Source organism: Arcticibacter svalbardensis MN12-7 (genome assembly GCF_000403135.1).
Classification (GTDB): Bacteria; Bacteroidota; Bacteroidia; order Sphingobacteriales; family Sphingobacteriaceae; genus Arcticibacter; species Arcticibacter svalbardensis.
In genome coordinates this window covers 46166-55131 of sequence record NZ_AQPN01000051.1, presented here as the reverse complement: position 1 = coordinate 55131, position 8966 = coordinate 46166, and the positions used below count along the sequence as shown (strand labels likewise).

The 8966-nt window shown below is 38.6% G+C and carries 7 protein-coding genes; 2 read left to right on the top strand and 5 right to left on the bottom strand.

What is annotated here, in order from left to right:
• Window positions 1-737 precede the first annotated feature (737 nt).
• Together ADIARSV_RS06690 and ADIARSV_RS06685 are read left to right on the top strand one after the other, a co-directional pair.
• Window positions 738-2609 (top strand): CocE/NonD family hydrolase, encoded by a 1872-nt coding sequence (locus ADIARSV_RS06690; protein ID WP_016194681.1) that lies wholly within the window; start codon window positions 738-740, stop codon window positions 2607-2609.
• Between the two features lie 150 nt (window positions 2610-2759).
• Window positions 2760-3548: a carbon-nitrogen hydrolase family protein gene (locus ADIARSV_RS06685; RefSeq protein ID WP_016194680.1), complete on the top strand. Its 789-nt coding sequence runs from the start codon at window positions 2760-2762 to the stop codon at window positions 3546-3548.
• 427 nt (window positions 3549-3975) lie between these two features.
• Here the strand turns inward: ADIARSV_RS06685 and ADIARSV_RS06680 are convergent, their stop codons facing one another.
• Genes ADIARSV_RS06680 through ADIARSV_RS06660 form a run of 5 tightly spaced genes read right to left on the bottom strand, consistent with a single transcriptional unit; the run spans window position 3976 to window position 8816 of the window.
• Window positions 3976-5322: a DUF58 domain-containing protein gene (locus ADIARSV_RS06680; RefSeq protein ID WP_016194679.1), complete on the bottom strand. Its 1347-nt coding sequence runs from the start codon at window positions 5320-5322 to the stop codon at window positions 3976-3978.
• A gap of 6 nt (window positions 5323-5328) precedes the next feature.
• A complete protein-coding gene (locus ADIARSV_RS06675; RefSeq protein ID WP_016194678.1) occupies window positions 5329-6306 on the bottom strand; it encodes an AAA family ATPase in 978 nt (325 codons plus the stop codon).
• Window positions 6296-7480 (bottom strand): DUF4350 domain-containing protein, encoded by a 1185-nt coding sequence (locus ADIARSV_RS06670; RefSeq protein ID WP_016194677.1) that lies wholly within the window; start codon window positions 7478-7480, stop codon window positions 6296-6298. The genes ADIARSV_RS06675 and ADIARSV_RS06670 overlap by 11 nt, the downstream gene beginning before the upstream one ends.
• Window positions 7477-8217 carry a DUF4129 domain-containing protein gene (locus ADIARSV_RS20455; RefSeq protein ID WP_016194676.1) on the bottom strand — a complete coding sequence of 247 codons (741 nt, stop codon included), beginning with the start codon at window positions 8215-8217 and terminating at the stop codon, window positions 7477-7479. The genes ADIARSV_RS06670 and ADIARSV_RS20455 overlap by 4 nt, the downstream gene beginning before the upstream one ends.
• A complete protein-coding gene (locus ADIARSV_RS06660) occupies window positions 8217-8816 on the bottom strand; it encodes a hypothetical protein (protein ID WP_152439793.1) in 600 nt (199 codons plus the stop codon). Before ADIARSV_RS06660 ends, ADIARSV_RS20455 begins: the two co-directional genes overlap by 1 nt.
• Between the last annotated feature and the right edge of the window lie 150 nt (window positions 8817-8966).

The window sequence follows — 8966 nt, the reverse complement described above, 5'->3', positions numbered from 1 at the left end:
GATATTTGCAAGAAAAAAATTGCTTTTCTTTTTGCTCCTATTTCTATCTCTCTTCATCTTCTGCTCCGCCTCGCGCTTTGCTTTTCCCCCTTCGATTTGGGATTGCAAAAGTGCACATTCTGTAGCAATACTGCAACTATTTCTCAGTCATTTGCTCAGAAATACACTTCGCATTAAGTTAGACATTGAAAAACAACTATTTACGATCAAAGTTTTTCAACAATTACTTTTAAACAACTACGATGCGCTAAAGGAGATTTGTTTTGCGAAGGTTTTAAACGTCTCATTGAAATATTTAAGAACGCACTTTAGATTTCTGGGGATCTTAGTTATTATATAATACAATAGCCGTTGCATTAATTATTACTGGCAAGAATTTATTTCATACTCATTTTTAAAAGTAGTCATTGAAGATCCACTAATAACCTTATTGTAGAATAAAGGGGAATGAAATCAAGCGGATATAAACTGCTTCAATAATAAATACACCTGTCACTGCTATGAATTACCGATCTCCAGAAAGAGTAATTTGTGCGCAACTATACACCGTCAATGCGAATGTAATCATAACAGATTGGTTTTAACGGTGTAATTGAATCAAAAAGACCTATTTATAGATGTAATCACCAGAGGAAATTACAACATAGCCCCAACAAGCTAATTTATTAGTATTTAATACTCCATTATTTATGATTCAAAACTTATATTTACCTTTTTAATAATAAATTATCAAACAAATGCCTACAATAAAGACCCTAAGTCTCTTTCTATTGCTCCTTATCTCCTATCAACTAGCTGCTCAGCAAACAGATTCAGCTTATGTAAGAGAAAATTACACAAAAATAGAACGCCAAATCCCTATGCGCGATGGCATCAAACTTTTTACATCTATTTATATCCCCAAAGACCAAAGTAAAAGATATCCCTTTTTAATTAATCGGACACCATATACCGTTGCTCCTTACGGAGATGGAAAATATAAAACCAGCCTGGGTAATTTCCCGGCAATGATGAAGGAAGGATTTATATTTGTATATCAGGACGTCAGAGGCAAATGGATGAGCGAAGGTAACTTTGATGATGTGAGACCTCAAGTCGCTAATAAGAAAAGCAAAAAAGATATTGACGAAAGCTCAGATACCTATGATACCATAGACTGGTTGGTTAAAAACATAAATAACAATAATGGCAAAGCCGGCATATACGGCATTTCGTATCCAGGGTTCTATTCAACAGCATCTTTGCCAAACGCACATCCAGCGCTAAAAGCAGTATCCCCACAAGCCCCTGTTACCGATTGGTTCATGGGTGATGATTTTCATCACAATGGTGTTTTATTTTTAACCGATGCCTTTGGCTTCATGTCAACGTTTGGAGTTCCACGTTTAAAACCCATTACGGTTGAAAAAGGACCAAAAAGCTTCCAGTATTCCATTACAGATAATTACAGCTTTTTTCTCAAATCAGGTAGCGTTAAAGAATTAAAGGAAAAGTATTTTGCAGATAGCATTCAATTCTGGAACAATTTGTTTGCTCATCCCAATCTCGATTCATTTTGGAAAGCAAGGAATATTCAGCCTCACTTAACGAAAGTTAAACCAGCCGTGATGGTTGTAGGCGGTTTTTTTGATGCCGAAGATGCTTATGGAACTTTCGCCACCTATAAATCCATTGAAAAACAAAACCCGGAAGCCAACAACATTCTGGTTATGGGTCCATGGTTCCATGGCGGTTGGGTACGTAGTGATGGAAGCAGTTTTGGTGATATTCAATTCGGTCAGCCCACAAGCACCTATTACCAGGAAAAATTTGAACTCCCCTTCTTTAAACATTACTTAAAAGATCAAGGTGATTTCAATCCTGCAGAAGCAACCATATTTGTAACCGGAAGTAACGAATGGAAAAAGTTCAGTACCTGGCCGCCGAAGGATACAGAAGATAAAAACCTTTATTTACACCCGAACGGTATGCTCAGTTTTGATAAAGAAGCACAAACAGCTAGTTGGGATGAGTATGTAAGTGATCCAGCGAACCCAGTACCCTACCAGGAAGGTGTACAACAAAGGCGTACACGCGAATATATGATCGATGATCAGCGCTTTGCTGCTCGCCGTCCGGATGTTAAAACCTATCAAACACCAATCTTAAAAGAAGATATTACGTTAACCGGTCCCGTTTTAGCTAACCTTATAGTCTCTACTACCGGAACGGATGCCGACTATGTCGTTAAGCTGATTGATGTATATCCCGAAGATACCCCTAACCCGGTTCCTAATCCTAAAGACGTAGTGATGGGTGGATATCAAATGTTGGTTCGCGGAGAAATTATGCGAGGCAAGTACCGTAACAGTTTCGAAAATCCTGAGGCATTCATACCCAGACAAATCACAAAGGTCCATTACACACTGCCAGATGTGGCGCATACCTTCAAAAAAGGACATCGTATCATGATTCAAATTCAAAATTCATGGTTTCCAATAGCCGATCGAAATCCTCAAAAATTCATGAATATCTATCAAGCTGAAACCAAGGACTTTCAAAAAGCCACCCATAGAATTTACCACGATTCATCTAATAGTTCGTACATAACAGTTTCTGTTCTTAAATAATTCGTTTAGCCGAATGTTCATCAGTCAAGCAAATAATCAAAAAAGGAAAGAATTATTTATATAATTTTAAGAAGCAAATAAGCTTGAACAATTCCGCCAGTACGGTCGCTGGTTTACTTGTTATCAATAATTAATTGAGGCCAAACTAGTATGAAAGTAGCAATAGCATCACCACCATTTCCCAAATCTATTTGGGACGGTTTACAATGGGTCGAGAAGCTGATCATTGATGCGGCCGACAAACAAGCTGAAATTATCTGCTTCCCTGAGTCCTATATTCCGGGTTATTCAGGGTTAGATTATAAAGTAGAAGAACGTTCTCAAGAAAAGCTAGTATCAGCCTTAAATGAAGTGCGTAAGATGGCTGCTGCAAATTCCATATCAGTCATCATACCTATGGATTGGTATCACCCCAAAGGACTTTTAAATGTAGCGCATGTAATTTCAAATACCGGAGAAATATTAGGTTATCAGACCAAAAATCAGTTGGATCCTACTGAAGACAATATATGGATCCCAGGTACTGAACGCAGTATTTTTGAGATCAATGGTGTTAAATTTGGAATTACAATCTGCCATGAAGGGTTTCGATATCCAGAATCGGTAAGATGGGCAGCACAACGCGATGCTAAAATCGTATTTCATCCACACTGCGCTGGCAGTGATATCCAGGGCGTAAAACTTACAGAGTGGGGTGATAAAGACAATCCATATTATGAAAAGGCAATGATGATGCGGGCATTAGAAAATACCATTTACTTTGCTAGTTCTAATTATGCATTTCATTATCCTGAATCAGCCAGCTCATTAATTGGCCCTGATGGAGCTTGTATTGCCCACGAAACGTATGGCAAAATAGGAGTAATTGTAGCTGACATTGATCTTGATGTTGCTACAGGCTTCCTGGCAAAAAGATTTAAAAATCAGCTATATGTTTAAATAATCGTCAGATTCATGAATAAACTAAATTCGCATTAAAATCTGAATGAATTGCATTTGCCTGGATTAGTAGATCATTCAGAATAAGATTCGTATATTATTAACTAATTAATTCCGATATTTTGAACAAAGTGTCTATTTTATAAGAATTATGTTAATACTTATTGGCCGTAAATTGCAAGGGAAACAACATTTGACTGAAAACTTTCAATTGGCATCCTATTTGTACATATGAATACGGTTTATAATTGGTTAATATGAGCACCTGCCCATCAGGTGTTTTCTTTAAAACCTCTATTAATCATCCAAAAGCATTTCTTCAAACAACATTCATAAAATCTAAAATGCTGTAAATATAGCTTCTATGTTTATATTGCGTAACTGAAATCAATTCAATATTATTACCTAATAACTTCCAAATTTGCTTTTAAATCTTTTGCCTGGCCTTTAATTCCAGATAACGGTTTATGGTATTGATGGTAAGATTTTGTGGGCTGGTTAATATCGACTGAATACCATGTTTCGCCAATTCTTTAACGATAAGCTTCTTATCAAACGCAAATTTTTCCGCTATAGTTTTTATGTAGATTTCCTCCACGTTATTAGCAGGCTGTTCGCTCAATTGCTTTAGCTCGGTATTCTCAAAAAACACAACCAACAAAAGGTGGAGCTTTGCAATGCGCTTTAAAAATGGCAGTTGTCTTTGCATTGCATTCATGCTTTCGTAATTGGTAAAGAACACCACCAGGCTGCGTTGCTTTATTACATGGCAGATTGTGGTGTACAATGCCTCCATATTGGTTTCCAAATACCGGGTTTTCTCTTTATACAACACCTCAAGTATCTTATTTATCTGCGTGTGCCTGCGGTCGGCAGGAATCACGGCCCCAATTTTTTCAGCTACAGTAATCAGTCCAGCCTTGTCTTCTTTCAGCAAAGCGATATTAGCAAGCACCAAACTGGCGTTAATAGCATAATCAAGAAGACTTAAACTGTCAAAAGGCATTTTCATGGCCCTTGATTTATCAATAACACAATACACCTGCTGCGATTTCTCGTCGGTGTAAAAGTTAGTCATTAAGTTGCCTTGGCGAGCTGTAGATTTCCAGTTAATAGTGCGAAAATCATCCCCAGGCACATAGGTTTTAACCTGTTCAAACTCCATGCTATGCCCAAGCCGGCGGATCTTCTTAATGCCAATTTCATTCAGGCGGTTTGATATGGCCATCAACTCATATTTGCGCATCTGAAGGAACGATGGATATACAGGCAATATTTCGGCCTGCTCAAAATTAAAACGCCTGCTTAAAATCCCTAAAGGCGAACGTACAAACACCCTGATGTTCCCAAACTCGTATTCACCGCGTTTTGTAGGTCGCAGCATATAGCTAATCAGTTTGTGTTCTCCGGACTTAAGGATGGTTTTAAACCACACATCCCGCTTTTGAAACTGAAAAGGGATCTCGTCAATTATACCCACAGATATGGTGAAAGAGTATTTACTTTCAATGAAGATGCCCAGCTCGTTCTCGTCGCTGTTACTTAAACGTTCAGGTGCTTGTCGCTTGGCAAATATGGCATTAGCTGTACGGTAAAGTAGCAGCAAATCAATAATCGTTAGCAAAAGCAAGACCCAAAACACCAGCTCAGGAATTACTCCCAGCCAAGGGAAAAAGAACGACAACACAAATAGTACCACACAGCCACTAAGCGCGGCAAACAACCTGCTGGATAGGAATAGATTACTATAAAATAAGCTGATTATTTTTTTCACCTGTGTTTATCGAGGTATTTCAATTTTTTGGATGATCTGTGCAATTACTTCATCAGGAGTTACACCTTCCATTTCTTTATCAGGAGTAAGTATAATTCGGTGCCTTAACACAGGTTTAGCAACGGCTATAATATCATCCGGGGTAACAAAATCTCGACCCTTAATAGCTGCCAGTGCTTTAGCCGCATTGACGATGGCTAACGATGCACGCGGCGAACCGCCCAAAAAGAGCGATTTATTGCTACGGCTTTCGTGGATGATTTGCGCGGTAAAAGCCAGTATTTTTGGCTCTACATACAATTCCCTTACCTGCTTGCGTAGGTTTATCACATCCTCCGCAGCCAAAACTGCTTTAATATGGCTAAGCTGATCGGTTGTTTTTTGCTGATGCTGCTGGGTAACAATAGCAATTTCTTCTTCCAGCGAAGGATATTTGATCTCTATTTTAAAAAGAAAGCGGTCCAGTTGAGCTTCAGGCAAGCGGTAGGTGCCTTCCTGATCCACCGGGTTTTGTGTGGCTAAAACAATAAAAGGCTCCTGCATTTTGTAGGTGTGCCCGTCAATGGTTACCTGCCGCTCTTCCATCACCTCAAACAAGGCCGATTGCGTTTTGGCTGGTGCACGGTTTATTTCATCTATCAGGATAATGTTCCCGAATATAGGCCCCTGCTTAAATTCAAAGGCAGTGCTTTTGGGGTTAAATACAGATGTACCTAACACATCAGAGGGCATCAAATCCGGCGTAAACTGGATCCGTGAATATTTGGCGTCTATTGCTTTGGCAACCAGTTTGGCGGTTAAGGTTTTGGCTACGCCAGGCACCCCTTCTATCAGGATATGGCCATCGGCCAATATACCAGCTATGATCAGCTCAATAGCATCCTGCTGGCCAACAATGATCTGGGCAAGTGTAGCTTTTATTAGCTCAACAGCAGCACTTAGCTTTGTAAGGTCCGTTCTTTGTTCAAAATCTTCATTTTCCATATGATCCGGATTGGATATAAAATTTTTCTATTAGTTGGTTTAATATAATAAGTTCATCATCGGTAACGGCCGTTTGATGGCCCAGATAATTAATGTGGTTCAGCAGCTCTTTTGCAAGCGATTCGTCAATGCCGGTTTTATTGGTGAAGCCCACAAGGAACTCCTTATTATAAATGCCTGTTTTTAAACCGAATACACTGCGAAGGTGTTCGGCAAAGTAAACTATCTTTTTGGAAGCGATATTCGTATTATCCCGCTGTTCATAATATACGTTGCCTACAACGCTTACAAATTCCACCGTTGAATTTTTCAGTGGTTCTATCACCGGGATGATACGCTGCCTACGCTTAACCTCATAAATTACAAAAAGCAGTAAAGAGATAACGCTAATATAAAAAGCCCATTTCAAAGCAGGATACTTAAAAAAGACCCGCATTGATGATGCATCTTCCTCGTTACCACTATTTTGGTATTGGTCCCAATAAACATATTTAGCTACAGGCATATACGAAAGTACTTTTGCGGCGTAATCAGCCCCCTTCGGTTTAAGCAGTGTATAATTGGTTAATAACTGTGGGTTTGCAAAAACATATAAATTGCCCTTCCCAAATTTAAAACTCAGATAATTGCTGTGGCCAAATTGGTTCTGACTGATAACCGTTGCTTTTCTGGTGTCAAACTTATCAAAATACTGGTTGCTTGTAAACTTGTCAAACTTATACGCTTTGGGATGTTTAAGCAGCTTATTGGTAAAGTTAACCCCGGTTTTTTCTTTATTAAACTCAATCCCGTTCTTAATTTTTAATGAGTCGGCCAGGAAGCCGTCCCAATTGAGGGCTGAAATAAAAATCGAGTTACCGGCTGCTATATAGGTAATCATTTTTTTAAAGTCAGCTTTGCCAATATTCGCTGTTTCCGCAATAATAATGTAGTTACCAGGTTTTAAAGAGCTATCTGTAAATACCTCGTATGCCGATTTATTTGTTTTAGCAATTATTGCTGCCGGAAAAATATCATTCAGGCGATTATAAAGCACATAAGTACCGAAAGGGTTATTATCTGTATATTTAAAAGTTGTTGTCCAATCAATATTTTTTGGTCGGTTATATTCTGCTAACAAGTATACAGTCAGAAACAGTGATGCACAAAAAAGATACAATTTATAGCCTTTCATGATAGCATCTTTTTAAAATCGATAAATAAAGTATTTATTTCCTCAAAGGACTGCCCGTTAACCGGGAAATTGCCATACCATACAAATTCAAACTGCCGCGTAAGCAAACCAAATGATCTTTTATGCTCCATGTTGGTTAATTCGTTTATATAAGTAGAGTTGGTTTTACCAATTTGCCAGCTGATAAGCTGCGCTTCATCCAGTTGCTTTAAACTTTGAAGGTATAAGAAGCGTATTGCCAAACGATAGTTATGAAGGTTTACGGCATTGTTAATGGCTTCATCAAAATTAATCCCCTTTATATCATCAATTGATTCATCGTAAGCTAAACCCGCTTGTTTTGCAGTACGCTTAAAAATATGATCCAGCCCTAAAATCTTCATAACCACATACACTGTAAAACCCACTGCTGCGGCTATAAGTAAATAAGTGATGAATGCGTTTGAATTTGTTTTGGTTTCCTTGCGACCAAGTAGTTTTTCAAGCTTTAGCCAAACCCATTGCCAAAACCTCCCCCACCAGTTACTTGCAGGGGTTTGTGTACTGTAATTGAACCCAGGGCTCCTCTTATAGATTTTCAGGGCCTCAACATTAAAACTACGCAATATTACTCTTGAAGTATCAGCACGTAATACCACAACCTTTTTTACACCATCAGACTTTGTTGTAATGCCTGCCTTAAGGTTGAGGTGTAAGCAGATCAGTATACAAAAAATGAGTAACCGTTTATGCATCATTAATACTCTTCTAAAGGTAGGTCATCAGCATCCTCCGTGTTTTTACCAAGCATTCGAATACGTTGCATCAGGCTGTTATCATCCTTAATTTCGTTAAGGCTATAGTAAGCCAACGCAATAGCAATAATAGGGAGCATGTATAAAAACTGTATGGAGTATAAGGAAATAGAAATAGACAGCGCCTGTGTTTGCGGATGGTTTACATGTGTAAAAAAAAGAATCCCCATTACAACGATCACTATGGGGATGGATATTAGCATTATTGAAGCCAGAACGAGCAGCATCATTACAACAAGCACCCCAAACACCTGACCCCAGTTGTTTTTTATAAGCAGAAAAGCGCGGTTAAATGAATAAACTCCTCCTCCGTTCTCCATTATCATCACAGTGAGGATAAGCATGAAGATAGGTGCAAAATATATGCCCGGGATTATACAGCAAACTATACCTAAGGCTAAAATAAGCACCAACATTACAGTGGTTCCAAATGCCCTTAAAAGGTAGTACTGTACATAGGCCCAAACTTCTGCAACGCTTGGCGATTCATTACCTTTTTCCTTGTAAAGCACGATAAACGACAGGCAGGTTATTGTAATCATTACAAAATTAAGAAGTCCGAACAGCACGGATAACAAAAACGAAGGGCTGGTAAACTGTTCACTTTGGTCTTGCAGCTGCGCTCCGGATGTTTGATTAAATATGGATATTATCAACCCTGCAACCCAAAAAAAGCCGCATATCGCGAAATA

Coding starts and splice junctions, on each gene's coding strand:
- ADIARSV_RS06685 (WP_016194680.1), top strand. CDS start 2,760: ATGAAAGTAGCAATAGCATCACCACCATTTCCCAAATCTATTTGGGAC.
- ADIARSV_RS20455 (WP_016194676.1), bottom strand. CDS start 8,217: ATGATGCATAAACGGTTACTCATTTTTTGTATACTGATCTGCTTACAC.
- ADIARSV_RS06670 (WP_016194677.1), bottom strand. CDS start 7,480: ATGAAAGGCTATAAATTGTATCTTTTTTGTGCATCACTGTTTCTGACT.
- ADIARSV_RS06690 (WP_016194681.1), top strand. CDS start 738: ATGCCTACAATAAAGACCCTAAGTCTCTTTCTATTGCTCCTTATCTCC.
- ADIARSV_RS06675 (WP_016194678.1), bottom strand. CDS start 6,306: ATGGAAAATGAAGATTTTGAACAAAGAACGGACCTTACAAAGCTAAGT.
- ADIARSV_RS06660 (WP_152439793.1), bottom strand. CDS start 8,816: ATGATTACAATAACCTGCCTGTCGTTTATCGTGCTTTACAAGGAAAAA.